At 61.9% G+C, this 18,603-nt stretch carries 12 protein-coding genes and 1 pseudogene; 4 read left to right on the plus strand and 9 right to left on the minus strand.

Features of this window, described 5'->3' with window-relative positions; all coding sequences use genetic code 11:
- Positions 1-21: 21 nt before the first annotated feature.
- The 5 genes from thpR to ruvC all read right to left on the minus strand — a co-directional run bounded on the left by thpR (position 22) and on the right by ruvC (position 3,863).
- Positions 22-564, minus strand: coding sequence for an RNA 2',3'-cyclic phosphodiesterase (thpR, locus tag N6L27_RS05800; protein ID WP_271906198.1), 543 nt, complete (start codon positions 562-564; stop codon positions 22-24).
- Positions 564-1,232 carry a hypothetical protein gene (locus N6L27_RS05805; protein ID WP_271906199.1) on the minus strand — a complete coding sequence of 223 codons (669 nt, stop codon included), beginning with the start codon at positions 1,230-1,232 and terminating at the stop codon, positions 564-566. Before N6L27_RS05805 ends, thpR begins: the two co-directional genes overlap by 1 nt.
- A 256-nt stretch (positions 1,233-1,488) precedes the next feature.
- Positions 1,489-2,520 (minus strand): Holliday junction branch migration DNA helicase RuvB, encoded by a 1,032-nt coding sequence (gene ruvB / locus N6L27_RS05810; protein ID WP_271906202.1) that lies wholly within the window; start codon positions 2,518-2,520, stop codon positions 1,489-1,491.
- 142 nt (positions 2,521-2,662) lie between these two features.
- Positions 2,663-3,352 carry a Holliday junction branch migration protein RuvA gene (gene ruvA, locus N6L27_RS05815; protein WP_271906204.1) on the minus strand — a complete coding sequence of 230 codons (690 nt, stop codon included), beginning with the start codon at positions 3,350-3,352 and terminating at the stop codon, positions 2,663-2,665.
- Between the two features lie 13 nt (positions 3,353-3,365).
- Positions 3,366-3,863: a crossover junction endodeoxyribonuclease RuvC gene (gene ruvC, locus N6L27_RS05820; protein WP_271906206.1), complete on the minus strand. Its 498-nt coding sequence runs from the start codon at positions 3,861-3,863 to the stop codon at positions 3,366-3,368.
- Positions 3,864-4,201: 338 nt separating this feature from the next.
- On the opposite strand from ruvC, the gene N6L27_RS05825 reads away from it, so the two are divergent.
- Positions 4,202-4,420: a DUF1127 domain-containing protein gene (locus tag N6L27_RS05825; protein ID WP_271906208.1), complete on the plus strand. Its 219-nt coding sequence runs from the start codon at positions 4,202-4,204 to the stop codon at positions 4,418-4,420.
- Positions 4,421-4,607: 187 nt separating this feature from the next.
- Here the strand turns inward: N6L27_RS05825 and N6L27_RS05830 are convergent, their stop codons facing one another.
- The 3 genes from N6L27_RS05830 to N6L27_RS05840 all read right to left on the minus strand — a co-directional run bounded on the left by N6L27_RS05830 (position 4,608) and on the right by N6L27_RS05840 (position 7,300).
- Positions 4,608-4,952, minus strand: coding sequence for a hypothetical protein (locus N6L27_RS05830; RefSeq protein WP_271906210.1), 345 nt, complete (start codon positions 4,950-4,952; stop codon positions 4,608-4,610).
- A 103-nt stretch (positions 4,953-5,055) separates the two neighbouring features.
- The gene (locus N6L27_RS05835; protein WP_271906212.1) at positions 5,056-5,928 is read right to left on the minus strand and encodes a 50S ribosomal protein L11 methyltransferase; all 873 of its coding nucleotides are present in this window, start codon (positions 5,926-5,928) and stop codon (positions 5,056-5,058) included.
- Between the two features lie 136 nt (positions 5,929-6,064).
- Complete coding sequence (locus N6L27_RS05840) at positions 6,065-7,300, minus strand: MFS transporter (protein WP_271906214.1); 1,236 nt, start codon at positions 7,298-7,300, stop codon at positions 6,065-6,067.
- 799 nt (positions 7,301-8,099) lie between these two features.
- On the opposite strand from N6L27_RS05840, the gene N6L27_RS05845 reads away from it, so the two are divergent.
- Together N6L27_RS05845 and N6L27_RS05850 are read left to right on the plus strand one after the other, a co-directional pair.
- On the plus strand, positions 8,100-17,105 hold the full coding sequence (locus N6L27_RS05845) for an Ig-like domain-containing protein (RefSeq protein WP_271906216.1): 9,006 nt from the start codon (positions 8,100-8,102) through the stop codon (positions 17,103-17,105).
- A gap of 185 nt (positions 17,106-17,290) precedes the next feature.
- Positions 17,291-17,830 carry a helix-turn-helix transcriptional regulator gene (locus N6L27_RS05850; RefSeq protein ID WP_271906218.1) on the plus strand — a complete coding sequence of 180 codons (540 nt, stop codon included), beginning with the start codon at positions 17,291-17,293 and terminating at the stop codon, positions 17,828-17,830.
- A gap of 91 nt (positions 17,831-17,921) precedes the next feature.
- Here the strand turns inward: N6L27_RS05850 and N6L27_RS05855 are convergent.
- Positions 17,922-18,113: pseudogene (locus N6L27_RS05855) on the minus strand (IS5/IS1182 family transposase); the annotation flags it as partial.
- 82 nt (positions 18,114-18,195) lie between these two features.
- Here N6L27_RS05855 and N6L27_RS05860 point away from each other — a divergent pair.
- Complete coding sequence (locus N6L27_RS05860; RefSeq protein ID WP_271906220.1) at positions 18,196-18,483, plus strand: transposase; 288 nt, start codon at positions 18,196-18,198, stop codon at positions 18,481-18,483.
- The last annotated feature ends 120 nt before the right edge of the window (positions 18,484-18,603 follow it).

The raw sequence follows: 18,603 nt of genomic DNA on the forward strand, positions 1-18,603 counted from the left end.
CGCCAATCCGCTGCAAGCGGCTCATCCCTGCAATGGATACTCCGCCAGCACATCATAACGCGCACCCTCTGGCGCCAGCGTCGACTGGAACAGCGCGTAACTGTCCGCTTCGCATTCCAGCTTGAAATCCGCTGCTGCAGACAGGAAACGGGCAATCTTTTCGACCTGCCCTGCCTCAAGATTCCGGGGAAAACGCGCCAGCGTCACATGGGGGCGGAAGCGTTCGCGCGGCAGGTCAATTCCGGCGGAGCGGCAGGCGCTGCGGACACGGCCGAGCAGATGGACCAGCTCCGGAGATTTCCGCACCTCAGCCGCCAGCACCCGCGGCCGCTTGCCGCCAAAGGTGCCCAGACCGCTGAAAGTGAGCATCAAAGGCGGCGCACTGATGTCTGTCAGGATCTGATGCAGCGCCTGCAGCGCAGCCTCGGGCTGGTCATCCAGGAAGGCCAGCGTCAGATGCATGTTCTCTGCCGGGATGTGCCTGCCCAGGGTCAGCCCTTCCTGCACGCGTTCCAGCGCGTCCAGGGCCGCGTCCGGCAGCTGCAGGCCGACAAAGGCGCGCATCAGGACTGAGGTTGCACCGCCGCCGGGGCCTGCAGGCGGGCAAACAGGCGCAGGGCGTGGGATTTATCCTCTGCCGCCACCGGCATCATCCGGTCGTAAGCGGCAGCAATCACGCCTGCGATTTCGGGCCGCAGAATGGTGGCGCCAGTGTCCGGCAGCACCGCCAACGGCGAGGCTTCTGCAAAGGCCGCATCGCCCCACATCAGCGCCGCCTGCACCGCCTGGGTGAGTGCCAGCGTCTCGGCCGGCATCTGCGCCATTGGTCCTTTCATCCGCAGGAACACGAAACAAGCTTTGATACCGCCCTGGTCATCAAAGCGGAAGGCACGGTACTGGCTGGCATCTGCTTCTTTCAGCCGTGCGACCAGAGGCTCCAGCCCCGGTATCAAACGGTCCAAGTCCGGCACTCCCAGGAGTTCATCCCAGCCGCGGAAGAAGAAGAACATCAGGTTCGATCCCAGCTCCGGATCGGTCTCGGCCATTTGGTGGCCCGCCAGCGTCATCACTGCCTCCAGCGCGCCCTTGACGGTCTTGAGTGTCTCGTCCTGCACCCCGAACACGATCGGCGCCACCGGCCGACCCCAGCGGGCAAAGGCATAAGAGCCGTCGTGGCGGGTGAACAGGCTTTCGATCTGTTCCGGCGTCAGGTCTGGCAGCTGGGCGGTCATGGGTGTCTCCTTGGTGCTGTCCCGTCTATGCCGTCTGTACCGCGCGGCGGCAAGGGGGGCTCCCGCGCCTGCCCGGTCTCCTGGCTGCGCCAGGCCGCCGGAAGCAGCCTTGGGCCTGGCGCCGCTGGCGCGGCGCGGCCCCGGCGTGACGCAACCGCGCCGCGCGGCAGCGCGGCGCCCGGCCCAACGGCTGCAGCGGCATCTTTGATGCCTCTGCAGCAGGCGGGAGCCCCTCTTGCAACAGGAAAGACCGGAGCTACCCGAACAGGTCGTTCTGGCTGCGCGGCGGCGCCATGCCGAGGTGGGTCCAGGCCTTTTGCGCCAGCATCCGCCCGCGCGGGGTGCGCTGGATCAGCCCTTGCTGCAGCAGGTAAGGCTCGATCACCTCCTCCAGCGCGTCGCGGCTTTCGCTGAGGGCTGCTGAGATCGTCTCGATCCCCACCGGGCCGCCGCCGTAATTCTCCGCAATCAGTTTCAGATAGCGGCGGTCGGCGCCGTCCAGACCCAGCTGGTCCACCCCCAGCCGCGTCAGGGCGCCATCTGCAAGCTCCCGGGTGATGGTGCCATCGCCCTCGACAACCGCGAAGTCCACCACGCGGCGCAAAAGCCGGCCGGCGATCCTGGGGGTGCCGCGGGCGCGCCGCGCGATCTCGCGGGCGCCGGCGTCATCGGCGGGCGCGCCCAGTTTTCGGGCATTGCGGCTGACGATCTCAAACAGCTCGTCGATGGTGTAGAACTGCAGCCGGGTCGGGATGCCGAAGCGGTCGCGCAGCGGCGTGGTCAGAAGCCCCATGCGGGTGGTGGCGCCGACCAGGGTAAAGGGCTGCAGCTCGATCCGGACGGTGCGGGCCGCCGGGCCTTCCCCAATTACAAGGTCCAGCTCGAAGTCCTCCATCGCCGGGTAGAGCACCTCCTCCACCGCCGGGTTCAGACGGTGGATCTCGTCGATGAACAAGACGTCGCGGGCTTCAAGGTTGGTGAGGATCGCCGCCAGATCGCCCGCTTTGGCCAGCACCGGGCCGGAGGTCATGCGGAAGTTCACGCCCAGCTCGCGCGCGACGATCTGCGCCAGAGTGGTCTTGCCAAGGCCGGGAGGCCCGTGGAACAGCGTGTGATCCATCGCCTCTCCGCGGCGCCGGGCGCTTTCGATGAAGACACGCAGGTTGGCGCGGGCCTCGGCCTGACCGATAAATTCGCCAAGGCCCTGCGGGCGCAGGGCGCGGTCGTTGTCCGCAGCACTGTCTTCGGGCAGCGGCTCGGGGCGCAGGGCGGGGTCGGCGTCAATCATAACTAAGTATCCGCAATCTGTGGAGCAGCGGTCAGGGCAGCGCCCGTTCCGGCGGGGTGGAAGCGAAGCGCCCGCCCCGTGGGGACGGGCGCTGCCCGGCCTAACAGCCGGGCGGAACACGAAACCTCAAATCCCATGCCCATTACCCCTTCGGTGCCAGCAGGCGCAGCGCGGCACGGATCAGTTCCGGCTCATCCGCGTCCGGGTGATTTGCAGCCGCCTCCGCCACTGCAGCAGCCGCATCCGAGGGGCCATAGCCCAGATTGCCCAAGGCCGACAGCGCCCCGGCAGAGGCCGCGGCCGCGCCGGAGGGCTTCTTCGGCGGCGCCTTGCGCACGGGCTTGGCGGCAGGCGCGGGCTCTGCATCCTCGACCACCTCCAGCCCCGGGCCGTCCATCGCATCCACGACTGTGCCCCCCATCGCCATCACGCCCGGCGCCTTATCCTTGAGGTCCAGCACGATGCGCTGCGCGGTCTTGGGGCCGACGCCCTTGGCGGCCTTCACCGTGGCCCAGTCGCCAAGGGCAATCGCCCGGCTCACCCCGTCCGGACCCAGCGCGCCGAGAATGGCCAGCGAGACCTTGGCACCAACCCCCTGCACCGAGGTCAGCAGCCGGTGCCATTCCTTCTCAACCAGCGAGGTGAAGCCGTAGAGCTGCATCAGGTCTTCGCGCACGACCATGTCCGTGTAGAGCGCAATGGCTTCGCCCACGCCCGGCAAAGCCGCCATGGTGCGGTCGGAGCAATAGACGATATAGCCAACGCCGCGCACGTCGATCAACACATGGTCCTGCGCCCGGTAGTCGAGGCGGCCTGTCAGTTTCCCAATCATGAATGTTTGCCGGTCATGCGCGTTTCTCCCTCAGCTGGCGCTGCTGCGTGCCGCCGTAATAGGCGTGGCAGATCGCAATCGCCAGCGCATCTGCGGCATCGGCGTTCTTGGGCAAACACCCCGGCAGCTGCAGTTTCACCATATGCATTACCTGCTCCTTCTCGGCGTGGCCGACGCCCACCACTGTTTTCTTGACCCGGTTCGGGGCATATTCCCCGACAGGCAGCCCGGCTTTGGCCAGCGTCAGCAGCGCCACACCGCGCGCCTGGCCCAGCTTCAGCGTGCCGGCGCCATCCTTGTTCACAAAGGTCTGTTCGATTGCCGCCTGATCCGGAGAGAAGGCTTCGATGATCTCAGTGACCTGATTGTGCAGGGACAAGAGCCGCTCCCCCAGGTCGTCGCCGTCAGAGGTGCACACCCCGTTGGCGACATGGCTGAGACGGGTGCCGCGCGATTCGATCACACCCCATCCAAGGTTCCGCAACCCCGGATCAATTCCCAAAATCCGCATGATGTGCCTGCCCCTGCCCGCATGCCGGCCCGTTTGCCGGAAATTATTTTGACCTACGACTAGCACAAAAGGCGAACATGTCCAATTGCTTTCACATCGGATTGTTCTCGCTGAGAGCACAAGTGCGGCCTGGAAACGACCGTTCATAATGGCGGAAGCGACATTTTCGCACCTGTTCGGCGCCGCAAGGGAAATCCCTTATTTACAAGGCGGAAAGCTATGCGCACAGCGCATAAGACACATGCATTTTCAGGTCTTGCTGCGCAGATATTCCGCCACTAGATGCCGCCCATCGCAATGACGCGACGGATGCAAACAGCTAATCAGAGGACACGGATATGGCCGCATTTGATACCACCCGCACCACCTATGGTTCCACCGGCCTGTTTGGCCGTTTCGGCGCTCTGGTTGCCGCCGCAGCCGGCGCATTTGCCGCCTGGAACGACGCCCGCGCGACCCGCAACGCGCTGAACGGCCTGTCCGACCGCGAGCTGGCCGACATCGGCATGTGCCGCGGCGACATCGATGGCGTGGCCACCGGCAAAACCGTCTTCTGAGACACTCCTGATTTCGCCCCCCTCCTCCCTAGGGGCGCACAGGGAAACGCCGCGGACCTGACCCAGGCCGCGGCGTTTTTTGTTGCCTATTTTGCTGCCTTGCAGCTCAAACGTTTCCTGAAGACGGCAAAAAAGGCCGCGGCATTGCCAGCGGCCTTTCACATTCGTCTTCAGGGCAGGCCTGCGCTTAGCGCAGCACCGGTCCGATCTTCTGAGCGATGTAAAGGGATGCGGGTTCCGCCTGCATCAGGAAAGCGCCGGCGCGCTCGACGGCACTGCCCCCTGCCAGCTTCACAACCCGGTTATCATAGCTGGAAGTGCCGAGTGCCGCGATCAGGAACCCCTTAAACAGCAAGAAGGCGGCGGCGAAGAACACCACCGTGCGGGCCGAGATCCGGGACTGCACCCGGCGCGGCTGGATCACCAGCAGCCCGTCCGGCCGCATCTTCGCGGAAAACCCCTCGGACAAGGCCGCATGCTTGCGGTTGATTTGCTTCAACCGCGAATGAAACTGATCACGATGTTCGACCATCACTAGTCTCCGAACTGGCCCCCACCAGCGGATGGCCCATGATTGGCTAAAAATGCGGCGAAAATGGGGCAAGCATCTCAAATTTGCCGCAAACTTAGTTCAATCAGTCCGTTTTACGGAGAAGTAACGTTGTCCATTCACCAATTTCGTCCCGGCGCGCCAGATTGGCGCCGTTCTGTGCATAAACACTGACCACGTCGTCAGCCTGCTCGTTCAGGATCCCGGAGAGAATCGTATAGCCGCCGGGACGCAGATTCGCCGTCAGGTCAGGTGCCAGAGCCACCAGCGGACCCTTCAGGATGTTAGCAAAAATCAAGTCATAGGGTGCCTGCGCATGCAGCTCAGGGTTGTCGAAACCCGCCGCCTCCAGACAGGTAACCTGGCCCTCCATGCCGTTGGCCTTGAGATTGGCCATGGCCACCTCAACCGCGACCTCATCGATATCACTGGCCAGGATGGCACCGTTCCAGACCCGCGCGGCGGCCATCGCCAGCACAGCAGTGCCGCAGCCGATATCGGCCACTTTTTCACCGCTGAAGCCCTCGTCCAGCAGGTGGTCCAGCGCCTTGAGGCAGCCCAGTGTGGTGCCGTGGTGGCCGGTGCCAAAGGCCATCGCGGCCTCAATCAGCAGCGGGACCTTACCCGCGGGCAGCTTGTCCGCGTCATGGGAGCCGTAGACAAAGAAACGGCCCGCCTCGACCGGCGCCAGCTCGCGGCGCACATGAGCGACCCAGTCGGTTTCCGGCACCTCCGAAACAACGAATGGCTTGGCCTCATGCATCGCGGCCAGCAGCGCGAGGCCTGCCTCGTCGGGGGCTTCAGTGAAATAGCCGCCAACCTCCCACAGACCGGAACCGTCTTCCATTTCAAAAACACCGATGCCGGTGGGCTCCGGGATGAGCCGTTCCATGGCTTCACCAAGCGCTTCGGCCTGGGCTTTTGCGGTGAGCGTGGTGAGTGCGGTGAATGTGGGCATGGCGTTGCTCCTGAAACTGTTGCCAAGCGCCTAGGCTGCCGCGCCGTCCGCGTCAAGCGCCCGCCTGGCCCGGGGCCAGGCAGCGCCCGCGCTCACCCTGTGCGCGGGTGCTCCGCCCCTTGGCGGGGCGGACGGGTCATTCCGCGGGCGCAGGCCGCGCGTATGTGCTGAAGATGGTCTCGTTCCCCGGCTCCGGGTGGCGCGGGATCAGCAGGGACAGGGACAGCGACACCAGCGCCATTGCGGCGGCCAGGGCAAACACCAGGCCCGGTTCATAGACCCAGAGAAGCCCCAGCAGCACCGGCAGGAACACCGCGGCAATGTGGTTGATGGTGAAGGCCACGGCGGCCGTGGGGGCGATGTCGCCCGGGTCGGCGATCTTCTGGAAGTAGGTTTTTAGCGCCAGCGCCAGGGCAAACAGCACATGGTCGATCACATAGAGCACCGCTGCGATCACCACGCCCCAGCCAAACCAGTAGATGCCGCCATAGGCCGCAAAGACGATTGCGAGACCTGCGTATTCAAAGATCAGCGTGCGGCGCTCGCCAAAGGCGGCCACCGCCTTGCCCAGCAGTGGCGCCACTGTCATGTTGATCACAAGGTTGACCAGATAAAGCCCGGTCAGCTCATGCACCTCAAAGCCGAATTTCTCGACCATCATGAAACCGGCAAAGACCACAAAGATCTGCCGCCGGGCACCCGCCATGAACTGCAGCGCATAATACAGCCAATAGCGCTTGCGCAGGATCAGCTTCTTGGTCTGCGGGTGCGGCGCATCGAACTGCGGATAGGCAAAGAGCGCAAAGAGAGCGATGGCTGCGGTCAGACCGCCTGCGGCCAGAAACACGGTGTTATAGCTGAGGCCCAGGCTCTCCCAGGTCAGCACGATCAGCCCGTAGACGACCAGCGTTGCTGCCGACCCGGCCGCCACCAGCCAGCCCAGCGTCTGCGGCGCGCGGTCCTTGGGCAGCCATTGCAGCTGCAGCGACTGGTTCACCGTCTCGTAGTAGTGGAACCCGATGGAGCTGAGAAGCGTCACCATCAGGAGGCCCCCAAGCGAAGGGAACCATGCGGTGACCGCTGTCGCCACCCCCAGCATCACTAGCGAAATCAGCCCCAGCACCTGCTCGCGCATGAACAGGATCACCGCGATCACGCCAACGGCCAGGAAACCCGGTATTTCCCGCACCGTGTGCAGCAGGCCGATGTCGGCGCCATCGAAACTGGCGGCCTCGATCACGAAGTTGTTGAGCAGCGCGCTCCAGGTATTGAAGGCAATTGGCATCGCCAGCGCCATCAGGAACAGAAGCGTCACCGGGCGGCGCCAGAACGGCAGGCCCTGGGCCTCGGAAAGGGGCATGGGTTTGAACATAGGCTAGGGTTTACGCCTGTTCCGCCGGTCTGGCGAGGGGGAAAACCCGCTTGCACATCAAGCTCCGCACCAGCGCGCAGAGCCCCCCAAGCGAGGCTCTGCCTCGCGCTCCGGGATACTTTCGGCCAGATGAAGAGCGGATCCGTTCTTCATCTGGCGCAAAAATTCCGAAACAGCGTGCTTCGACAGCTGCGGAAAAAAACAAATGCAGGGGGTCAAACGTTCCGGCCTGGTTCCCGGTGCAGGTCTGGCAGCAGTTGCCGCGCCCCCGCAGGCGGAACGCGCCAATTTGCTCCTTAACGTACTCCTGACGGATGACACGGCATGACAGAGTAAACAAAAAGCCGCAGCGCCCACTGCAGGCATGTTTAGGGTTCAAAACCTCAAAGGGAATTCCGATCCAGCACCGGCTCCTTTTCGAGGGCCAGGGCACAACAGATGACCTTCATGAAAAAGCTGCTCCGGCTGCCAGCCTTTGGGTTTGGTCCAGTGAGTGAAAACTAGTAATTTTGCAATTGAACCAGCCATCTGCACAATAGGTTTATGCGCCATAGATCATTGGTTTATAGCCTCCGCCCATAGGTTTATTGTGGCTGTTCCCAGTTCCATGGCACAGGTCCAGAAGACGGTGCAGAAGCACCGCGGGCGCGATGCAGAGGCAGGGCGCCGGGCAGAGAAACACGCCAGGCTGTATTTTTATTGGGACGCTTTCGGAGCGCCTTTTTGCGCCTGCGGTCAAAACGTTCTCTGACGCAGACATTTATGCCCCGGCACGGCCGGGCAGCGCAGGAGAGAACGGGTGATCAAAACTGTCACGACGGATGCCGGAGCCTTTGCGGTTTACGAAGCCTATCTGCGGGCAGCCGAAAGCGGCAGCGAGCCGCTGCTGGATCTGAGCGACGCCAGCCTGTACGGCAGCAGCGGCCAGGAGATGACCGCGGCGGAGATGCAGCAGGAAAGCGTGGATATTTCCGCGACGCTGATTGCGGGGGAACGCGGTGCCGGCGCCGCCAATCCGCTGTCCTTTCAGGCGGTGAGCCAGATTGCCGACTCGCTTCTGGCGCAGGTCGAAGCGGCCAAGGGCCTAGCCGCGCAGCCGGACTCGGATTTCACGCCTGCTGAACTGGAAGCGCGTGCGGCGCAGCTTTCGGCTGACATGATTGCGCAATTCGAGGCGCGGATTGCGGCTGATCCGCTGGCGGCGTCCTATCTTCCCAGCACCGACCTGCAACGGCAACAATTCAACCAGGGTGTCCTGGAGGCTATGAACGCCATGTCCGATGCCCGCTCCTTTGTGAAGAAGCTGGCCGACGGGGACGCCAGCCCGGAAAACATTGGACTTGCGGTTACGACATCTGTCAAAGCCGCGACCTCTTTCCTGGGGGCCTTGCCGCTGCCGCCGCAAGCCAAAGCAGCAGTCAGCGTTATCAATATCGCAACATACCTGGGACCGGCGATTGTCGCTGTTGCCAAGGGCGACGGCAGCCCTGAGCAGATTGGCGTGGCGGCGTTACAGGCGGTGGTGTCCATTGCCTCCTGGGGGTTGAGCGATTACCTGTTTGACTACATCCTCCCGTATTTTCTGGAAGACCCGCAGCGGATCGCCACACTGGAGCAGATGCTGCTGCATTCGCCGCAGGATGTGCTGACCCATTACACCGGTGTTATCATCGAGGAACTGGGCGGTACCGTGCCGATCGGTTTTGAAAATAAGGACAACACCGAGGAACAGCAGGCGCTCGAACGGGCCTATTTGATCGCTGCCGATCTGAATAGCGCTTATCGATCTATCCTGGATGACCTGAAGGCTCAGTACGGAAATTCGAATTTCTATCAGGAAATCTCGATGCAAGTGAACCCTGCGTGGCAGGCGCAGACGTATCGCTTTGTGTCGACGGGAAGCAGCTTTTTCACGGACTCATTCCGTGCCTCAGGCTCGCCGTTCACAACCGACCCCTGGCAGTACCTGAGCCTGAATTTTACGCCGTCATGGGTGACAGACGCCAGCAACTCCGGCTCGATCTTCAATCAGGGCGGGGTTTTCATCCTGCTGGACGGAACTTCCGTCACGCAAACAAGTGCCTATGCGGATTCCGTTGTCGGACCTGCGTCTCTTAACCTGTCGCTGCTGGCGGGTGATGACAGCTACAGTTTCTCTCAGGATGCCCAAGGCGGGACTGGCGTCAGCCCCTACTACCAGACCGTGACTGCCGGTTCCATCAATGGCGGCGACGGCTGGGACACGCTGAGCACAGTTGGACTGACACGGGGCAATCCCGCGGGCTATACCGGGGACATCGTGGTCGACCACAATACGGTGCGCTATGTCATCGGAGAGTTCTACGGTCTTGACCCGGCGAATTACCGCACCATCGCCACCCATCAGAACTTTGAAGAGTTCCATCTGGGCAGCCTGCGCCTGTTCGATATGCGCCAGTCGGCCAATTCGGTCAAACTGGTGACCGAGGGTTCGACGGATTCCATTTCAGAAACCACGATCTATGGCAGCAGCTACAGCGATACGCTGATCATCGACACGTCGCGGCTGACAACCACCTATGTCGATTACTTCGGCGGCATTATCAACTACATCCGCTACGGGGATTTCAGCACTCAGAGAATTTCCGTCGATGCGGGTGCCGGGCAGGACTATGTCGCGGGTGAGCTGGTCAACGGCGCGCATTACGCCGGCGGGGCGGGGATCGACACGTTTGAGATCTACGCACCGGACGCGGCCGTGCAAGGAACGTTTCAGGTGGATATCGCCGGCAGCTATATCGTCACCTCGCTGGACCTGGAAAGCGGCGAGACCTGGATGCGCACCCATGTCACCGGCGGCAACCAGTTTGGCGGCACCTATTATGACATCGTCGTGCACACCGATACGACCGCGACGGTCACAGGGTTTGAGTGGGCGGTCGGCAGCCAGTATCACGACACCATCTATGCGCTGAACGCCGGCTCGCGCCTCCGCGGGCAAGAGGGCAATGACCGGCTTGTTGGCCGTGACGGCAGAGATCAGCTTTATGGCGGCAACGGCAACGATGTGCTGACTGGCGGCGGCGGGGCTGACCGGCTGCAGGGCGGGGCAGGCAATGACACCCTGGACGGCGGCGCGGGCCGGGACGTCATCATGGGCGGCAGCGGGCATGATGTCATCACCGACCTGCAGGGCGCGAACCTGATTTCGGGCGGCAGCGGCAATGACCGCATCCAAGTTGGCGACGCCGGAAACGAGATCCTTGCCGGCGCGGATAATGACGTCGTGACCGCAGGAAGCGGCAATGACACGATCAGCCTGGGCCATGGCCTGGATGAGGTGAATGCGGGCGCGGGCGATGATGTGGTCACTGATGTCTGGGCGGCTGGCAATATCCAGTGGAATAACGGTATTGAGTGGGTCTCCCGCAACGCCGTGCTGGATGGCGGCGCCGGTTACGACGTTCTGAGTGTGGATGTCAGCGGCTCGTCTCTGATCTATGAGGACAGCGCCACCTTCCGCTCAGACAGCTTCAGCTACTATTTTGTCACCGGCATCCAGGATTTCTGGAGAAACGAATACGTGATTGACAATCCGGCAACCGGAGAAGGGCATTGGGCGCCGGTCTATCGCTATCACGAGTATCTGAATTTCGAAGAAATCCATCTGACGGGCGGCGACATCACAGTTGATCTGGTGGACTGGCCGGATTTCGAGCCGGATTTTTGGCCTTCTATCTCTGGCCATACGATTGACAATGCAATCGGCACCGGCAGCGGCCATGACAATGTGGCACTGGGGGCGGGCAACGACACCTATTACGCGGGCCTGGGCAATGACACCATTGCCGGGGAAAGCGATTACGACACCATTGACTACAGCCGCCTGGATGCGGGGTATACCGTCGATTTCTCCGGGCTGGATGCCAATGGTAATGGCACCATCCGCATTCTGAACGGTGACGGCACGCTGGCTGCCACGGACACGGTGTCGGGCTTTGAAGCAATCACCGGCACCAGGCATGGCGAGGCGATCTCGCTGGATGCGGGCGACAATGAATTGCGCGGCGGCGGTGGCAACGACACCCTGCGCGGCGGCGCCGGAAATGACCGTTTCCTGTTCGGCTCGAACGACGGCGCCGATATCCTGGCGGATGCCGCGATTGGCGATGTGCTGGTGTTTGAAGGCCCCGACGGCAGCACCGCACCCGTTCTGGCACGCAGCGGCAGCGCCGGGAATTACACCTATACGGTCACCTTCGGCAGCACCACCGCCACCTTCACCTCGCCGGATCTGCTGGACCTGAATGCATCCTCCGCCAGCGCGGGCGGCATCACCACCTGGGAGATGACCGTGGCGGACGGCACACTGGTTGCGCGCGATGACAGCGGCGCGGCCTTCAATACCGACGAGGATACGGTTCTGACCACCGGCGATGTGCTGGCCAATGATACCGATCCGGGTCTCGCGAATATGCAGATCGTGTCTTATGACGCGGTCTCAGCCAATGGCGCCGCGGTCACGCGGGTGCCGGGCACCGGCCAGTTCACCTATGATCCGGCCAATATCTTTGACGGGCTCATTGACGGGCAGTCAGCAACTGACACGTTCACCTATACGGTGTCTGACGGGACCACGACGACAACCGTCACCGTCACCATCAACGTCGCAGGATTCACCGACAACCCGGTGGCTTACGCAGACAGCGCTGTCACTACCGAGGATGCGCCGGTCACAATCGATGCGCTGGCAAACGACCTGGATCCGGGCGCGCAGGATGCCGTTGTCAGCCAGTTCGACAGCACCAGCAGCGGCGGCGGAACCGTTGCCTATAACGGCGACGGCACCTTCACTTATACACCAGGAGCGGATTTCAACAGCTTGGGAGCGGGAGAGACCGGCACCGATACCTTTACCTACACGCTGGATGACGGGCGTTATGCCTCCACCACCACCGTGACGGTGACCGTGACCGGCGTGGACGATCCCTTTACCGTGCAGGACGACAGCCGGGTGGTGCTTGAGGACCAAGTCCTGACGCTGGATGTGCTGGCCAACGACATTGATCCGGATGGGGATCCCGTCAGCCTGGTGAGCGTTGGCACGCCCAATGCGGGCACCGCCGAGATCGTCAACGGGCAGATCGTCTATACCCCGCCGCTGAACTACAACGGGCCGGTGAGTTTCACCTATGAGGCAACCGATGGCGTCAGCACCCGGACGGCTACGGTTTCCCTGAACTACGTCCCCGTGGACGATGCACCCACCGCCGTCAACGACAGCTTCACCGTAACTGCGGGCGACTGGGTGTATCTGGATGTTCTGGCCAATGACAGCGATCCCGAAGGCGGAAACCTGTCGATCTTCACGGCCTATACGCCGCTGACGGATATCGGCCAGGTTGCGGTCGTCAACAACATGATTGCATACTACGTGCCGGTTGGCACCACCGGGACCGAAGACATCGCCTATGGCATCTTTGATGATGCAGGCCACCAAGCCGGGGCGACCGCCACTGTCACCATCATTGGCGAGGTCGCGCCGACGGCCGTTCCCTATGTCTACAATGCCACCGAAGACACGCCCTACACGATGCAGGCGATCTCGGGGTTCAGCGATCGGAACGGCGACAGCCTCAGCGTTGTCAGCATCCAGACAGAGAACATCGCCAATGCAACTGTCGTGGACAATGGCGACGGCACCTTCACTGTCACCCCGGACGCCAACTTTACCGGAACAGTTTATGTTCCTGTTGTTGTTACCGACGGGCTGCACGAGACCGCGCATACCCAGATAATCGAGTTCCGCAACACCTATGACCCGGTCACGCTGGCGGATGATGTCTACCGCATCAATCCGGATGAGCTGCTGGTGGTGCACACCGCGGACCTGCTGGCAAATGACACCAACCCCGATGGCCCCATGACTGGCTATGTCACATCCATCGGGCTTGGGGTGAATGGCACCGTTTCCGGCTATAGCGGCGAAAGCCAGACGTCCAACTTCGTCAATCCCGGCCATCCGGGCCTGATGAACGGCCCCAGCGCCGTACTGCTGGAGACCAGCGGCGGGCGGGTCACCTTCACGCCGGATGCGGGTTTTCACGGTGTGGCCACGTTCCAGTACAATTTCTTTGAGACCACAGTACACGCCTATACGCCGGGGAATGGCCAGGTCACCGTCATGGTCGACACCGATGTTGCGGCGGCGGATGACACCGCCACCACCGCTGAGGACACGGCCGTTATCATCGACGTGCTGGCCAATGACAGCGACGCGGACGGCGATGCGATGGTGGTCCACCGCGTGGACCAGCCCGCCAATGGCAGTGCTGAGGTGCTGGCCGATGGCGCCATCCGCTATACCCCGGATGCCAATTTCAATGGCACCGAGACGATCACCTACTATGTCGGCTCTCAGTACCAGCCGGAAAACGCCGCCAGCATTGCAACCATCACAGTCTCGGTGACACCGGTTGCCGATCCGATTGCCGCGGTGGATGACAGCGTGACCACGGCGGAGGACCAGCAGGTGGTGCTGGATCTGACCGCCAATGACCTGAACCCGGACGGGCAAAGCGGGGCAGTGCTGTCTGTTGGCACGCCGGCGCACGGCAGTATCGTGCAGAACGGCCAGACCTTCACCTACGTGCCGGATGCCAATTTCAACGGCACTGACAGTTTCAGCTATACCCGCGAAGACGGGCTCGGGGGCACCACCACCGCAACTGTCACCGTCAATGTGACCGGGGTGAATGATGCGCCGGCAGCCAATGGCGACAGCGTGACGGTGGCAGAGGACGGCAGCCTGACATTTGATCCGCGCAGCAACGACAGCGATCCCGAAAGCAGCGCGCTGAGCGTCACCGCTCTGGGCACGCCCGCCCATGGCAGCGCGCAGGTCAACGCGGACGGCACCGTGACTTATGTGCCGGACGCCAATTATTTCGGCAGCGACAGTTTTACCTACACCGTAAGCGACGGCGATTTGACCGCCACTGCCACCATCACCGTGGCCGTGCAGCCGGTGCAGGACGTGCCTGTTGCAGTGAACGACAGCGCGACCACGGCAGAAGATACGTCTGTGGTGATCAACGTCATCGCCAACGACACCGAACTGGATGGCGAAGGCCTGAGTGTGACCGCGGTCACCGGCGCGGCGAATGGCCAGGTGCAGTTCAGCGGCGGCCGGATCACCTTTACTCCGGATGCGGATTTCAACGGAGCCGAGCAGCTGACCTATACCGTTTCGGACGGCAATGGCGGCACCGCCACCGCCACCGTGGATATCACCGTGACGCCGGTGAACGATGCGCCGGTGGTGGTGAATGACTCGTCTTCCGCCGTGCAAGGCGCCACCCAGACGCTGAATCCGCTGGCCAATGACAGCGACGCCGACGGGCCGCAGCTGAGCATCACCGCGCTGAACGGCACCGCCGTGCAGCCGGGGCAATTCGTCAGCCTGGCAAGCGGTGCGCTGGTGTTTCTCAATGGCGACGGCACCGTCAGCCTGTTCCCGGGCGGCAATTACGACCACCTGACGCTGGATCAGAATGTGACTGAAACCGTAAGCTATACTGTTTCAGACGGTGCCGGCGGCACTGCCAGCGGAACAATCGCGTTTACAGTGACGGGGATCAATGATGCGCCGGCAGCCGTACCGGACAGGGCCGCGACGCAGGAAGATACCGCGGTGACTGTCGGAGTGCTGGTCAACGACCGCGATGCGGAAGGCAATCCGCTGAGCCTGACTGGGGTGGCGGATCCGGCCAATGGCACTGTCAGCTTCACCGCAGGGGGCAGCATCACCTATACGCCCGGTGCGAACTTTAACGGTGTGGAGGTGATCACCTATACCGTTGCCGACGGACACGGCGGCAGCAGCACCGGCACGCTGACAGTCAGCGTTGCCGCGGTGAACGACCTGCCGGTTGCCGCGGATGATGCGGTCACCACCAGCGAGGACACTGCGGTCACCATCGACGTGCTGGCCAATGACAGCGACACGGAAACGGCGGATCTGCTGATCACGGCTGCCACACAGGGCAGCAATGGCACGGTGACGGCCGTGAACGGACAGCTGGTCTACACACCGGACGCTGATTTCAATGGCACTGATACATTCACCTATACTGTAAGCGACCGGCAGGGCGGCACCGCTGAGGCTGCCGTGACAGTCACGGTGCAGCCGGTGAACGATGCCCCGGCCGTGGCAGGCGATACAGCCGCCACCAGCGAGGATTCAGCTGTCACCCTGGCACCGCTGGCCAACGACAGCGACCCCGAAGGTGCAGCACTGGCCATTACCGCACTGGACGGAACCCCGGTGACTGCAGGCGGTAGCGTGACCCTGGCCGGCGGCGCCATTGTCACGCTGAATGCGGACGGCACGGTTACCTTCGACCCCAACGGTGCCTATGACGCCTTGCAGGCCGGGGACAGCCCGGCCGTGGTGCAGATACCCTACAGCGTTGCGGACCCGGACGGATTGACTTCTTCCGGTGTTTTTGAGGTCACAGTGAACGGCGTTAACGATCCGGCGGCGTTCTCCGGCCAGCTGAGCGCGGCAATGTCCGAGGATGATGCTGGCGCCAGCGGCCGGATCACGGTCACCGATCCGGACAGCCCGCAACAGATGGCGCCGGGCAGCTATACCGGCAGCTATGGCAATCTCAACCTGGCTGCAGATGGCAGCTGGACCTATACCCGCACCGCCGTGCTGGACTACCTGGAGCCGGGTCAGAACGTGACCGACAGCTTTGCGCTGGCATCCGCGGATGGCACACCGGCTGCGCTGGTGGTCACCATCGAGGGCGCACTGGATCATCTGGTGGTGACCGGCACCGCCGCGGGCGAGGCGCTGGATGGCGGCAGCGGCAACGACACGATTACCGGCCTGGGCGGCGATGACACAATCTCAGGCGGCGCAGGCACGGATCAGGCAGTCTACTTGGGCAACAGCAGTGATTTCACATTTGCCTTCGGCAGCGGGCGCAACAGCGTGATCATCACTGACAACAATTCTCAGGACGGCTTGGACGAAGGCGCTGACAGTCTTCTGGCGGGGACTGACACTTTCATTTTCGCGGATGGCGCAAGCGGCCGGATTACTTGGAGCGGCGGGGAGGCAACTTCGATTGAAGTCCGCAGGGGCGGCCAGATTGTGGATCGGCTTACTGAGAACGCCAGTGGTGTGCAGACTCAGGGTGTTTATGAAAACGTGGTCCTGATCTCAGACGTTTCAACGGATGGCGGCGGGCAACAAAGTGTTGAGCCTTGGGCCACGCGCGAACGCTTCTATGATGATAGCGGGCAAATCGCGCGAGAGGAATTTGTCTTTGATGACGGCGCCACACGCTCTGCCGAAAATACCTATGTAAACGGCATCAGAACGGCGCGCACCATCACGGATGGCGCAGGTGCCCAAAGCAGTGCCACCTGGAGCACGCTCACCCGAAGCTTTGATACAGACGGGAACATCATCCGTGACGATTTCGTCTTTGATGACGGCTCCACGCGTTCTGCCGAAAACACCTATGTCAACGGCATCAGAACGGCGCGCACCATCACCGATGGCGCAGGCGCCCAAAGCAGTGCAAACTGGACTGTTCTGCAGCTGTCCTACGCAGCGGACGGCAGCCTTTCCGAGAACGTTGCTGACTGGGACAACGGGGACCGGAGCACTTTTCTCTTTGAAGCCGGTGTTCTGACCACCCGAATCCGGGAAGACCTGAACGATGACCAGCCATTTCAGACGGCAACCACAACCTACGCGCCAGACGGTTCCGTCATAGGTACATCTTATGTTTGGGATGTGATCGGGTGATCCCGGCAAGCCTCGCGGGCGGTTCTTTGCAGCAAGCTTGCCGCCCGCTGAAAATTCAGCTGGCCTGGATCGCTCTGGCCGGGCGCGTGGCTTGCCGCTGCGCGAAAATTATGGACTCGCGCACCTTTTACATTTCAGTTCATTGAATTCTTCATCAGCCAAGGTGTATGTGACTGACTGTGTTTATGGATGGCCGGGACAGTGTTCTTCAGCATAATCGCAAGAAAAAGACAGTGATGAACAACGGCAACAAGATCAAGGCAGCCCTTTTTCTTACAGTAATTTGCACAATCCTGATGCTGATCGAAGGCGCAATCGAAATCGCAGATCCTGCGTGGTGGGAGGCTTGGGAAGACTATCATTTCCTTGAGCTGTTCATCACCTTAGGCTTGCTTGCCGCTATCGGTTTCCTCAGTGTTGAGTTCCGGGCGATGCGCAAAGCCACTGATACTCTTGAGGAAAAGCTTAGGAATGCCTCTGGATCGTTCAACCGGCTGCTGGAGGCGCATTACGACAGCTGGGAACTGACGCCCTCCGAGCGGGAGGTGGCGCGGCTGGTGCTCAAAGGGTGCTCCAATGCTGAAATTGCTGAGATCCGCAATGCCGCAACTGGGACCATCAAAGCGCAAACCCATGCGATCTACAGCAAATCAGGGCTTTCAGGAAAGAACCAGCTGATGGGTTTCTTGCTGGAAGAACTGACGGACGGCCACTCGCTGAATTAGGCGGCAAGGCGGCAAAGACATACAGGAACGTTTTCCAAAGGAATTGCTTGGCAGCCCAGGTCCGGCGGATGCCGCTGAAGTCAGGGGCCAGCCTACCCGGGGTGCATGAGCATACCCCCTTGTCGTTTAATGTTTTTCTGAACCCGTCAACTTCACAGCCGCGGTCCCCGAGGAGCCAGTTGACATCCGGCCGGCTGCTCAACAAGGCCCGCGCACCGATGCAGTCGCTGACCTGGCCGGCGGTGACAAACAGGTTGAGCGGCCGCCCCTGTTTGCCGCAGATGTATCGACCCAGTGAAAACCTGCTCATGCTACAAGGAGGAAAACGTAGCGATGAGTGGACCATTGGGAGACGGTATCAAGAGATGGACGGCGAAGCGGAAATCGCGCTCGTCATTGAGACTGTTCAAGGCAAGACGGCGGTGGCCGGGGCGAGCCGATCATATGATTTAGCGCCGTCTGAGATTGAGAACTGGATGGATGATGCGCGCAAGGGCATGGAGAATGCCTTGAAGTCCGACCCGCTGGATGTGCGACAGCAATACGAGAAGCAGCTGCGCGATCTGCAAGAAGCTTATGGCGAGGCCATGTTGGAGCTTAGAGCCGCAGCCCTTCGGACTTTGATGCGAACAGAGCCAGCATCCGGGCGCTGAGCTACTCCCCAATCGTTGGACAGCTTTCGGCGTAACTTAAGCTACTCTCTGCTCCTGCTGACCTGTTTGGGTTTCGTCTTTTCTCAGCCAATAAACCACGGCCGGAGGTTTGCCACCAAG

It is taken from the genome of Leisingera sp. SS27, assembly GCF_028368855.1.
Lineage (GTDB): Bacteria > Pseudomonadota > Alphaproteobacteria > Rhodobacterales > Rhodobacteraceae > Leisingera.

What these genes read in the sequence shown, in the direction of transcription:
- N6L27_RS05830 (WP_271906210.1), bottom strand. Translation starts at nt 4,952, where the DNA reads ATGGTCGAACATCGTGATCAGTTTCATTCGCGGTTGAAGCAAATCAAC.
- N6L27_RS05850 (WP_271906218.1), top strand. Translation starts at nt 17,291, where the DNA reads ATGGATGGCCGGGACAGTGTTCTTCAGCATAATCGCAAGAAAAAGACA.
- ruvC (WP_271906206.1), bottom strand. Translation starts at nt 3,863, where the DNA reads ATGCGGATTTTGGGAATTGATCCGGGGTTGCGGAACCTTGGATGGGGT.
- N6L27_RS05835 (WP_271906212.1), bottom strand. Translation starts at nt 5,928, where the DNA reads ATGCCCACATTCACCGCACTCACCACGCTCACCGCAAAAGCCCAGGCC.
- N6L27_RS05840 (WP_271906214.1), bottom strand. Translation starts at nt 7,300, where the DNA reads ATGTTCAAACCCATGCCCCTTTCCGAGGCCCAGGGCCTGCCGTTCTGG.
- thpR (WP_271906198.1), bottom strand. Translation starts at nt 564, where the DNA reads ATGCGCGCCTTTGTCGGCCTGCAGCTGCCGGACGCGGCCCTGGACGCG.
- N6L27_RS05825 (WP_271906208.1), top strand. Translation starts at nt 4,202, where the DNA reads ATGGCCGCATTTGATACCACCCGCACCACCTATGGTTCCACCGGCCTG.
- ruvA (WP_271906204.1), bottom strand. Translation starts at nt 3,352, where the DNA reads ATGATTGGGAAACTGACAGGCCGCCTCGACTACCGGGCGCAGGACCAT.
- ruvB (WP_271906202.1), bottom strand. Translation starts at nt 2,520, where the DNA reads ATGATTGACGCCGACCCCGCCCTGCGCCCCGAGCCGCTGCCCGAAGAC.
- N6L27_RS05805 (WP_271906199.1), bottom strand. Translation starts at nt 1,232, where the DNA reads ATGACCGCCCAGCTGCCAGACCTGACGCCGGAACAGATCGAAAGCCTG.
- N6L27_RS05860 (WP_271906220.1), top strand. Translation starts at nt 18,196, where the DNA reads ATGGACGGCGAAGCGGAAATCGCGCTCGTCATTGAGACTGTTCAAGGC.